General features: G+C 45.6%; 1 protein-coding gene. It reads left to right on the forward strand.

Going from position 1 to position 452, the window contains the following annotated elements; all coding sequences use genetic code 11:
• On the forward strand, positions 1–452 hold a 452-nt coding region (locus C1G57_RS11180; RefSeq protein ID WP_419579861.1), incomplete at both ends, for a mucin-binding protein.

Below are 452 nucleotides of genomic sequence, written 5' to 3' on the forward strand. Positions count from 1 at the left end.
CTGACCTACAAACGTACCGCGACTGTTAACCTAGTGACTAAAGAAGTGACTTATGGTGACTGGACCTCAACTGATGATGACTTCGACAAAGTAGACACACCAGCTATTGCAGGCTACACACCAGACAAAGCAAGTGTCGAAGCTGTTCAGGATGTTCCGGCAACTGATCCAGACACTGAAGTTATCGTTAGATATGTGAAAGATGCCCAAAAAGCTACCATCACATACCAAGATGACACCGGTAAACAGCTAGGTGCTGTGGATGAAGTGACCGGTAAGTCAGGTGAGCCAATCAACTACAGCACAACAGCTCGTATTACAGAGTTAACAAACCAAGGCTATGAAGTGGTTCGTGATGACTTCACCAAAGACGGTGGACAAGTCTTCGATACTGACAAGGCTATCGACCAAGCCTTCACTGTTGTTGTGAAAGCTAAAACTGTTACAGTCAC

Origin of the sequence: Streptococcus suis (assembly GCF_002960425.1) — a bacterium.
In the GTDB taxonomy this organism is placed as follows: Bacteria; Bacillota; Bacilli; order Lactobacillales; family Streptococcaceae; genus Streptococcus; species Streptococcus suis_S.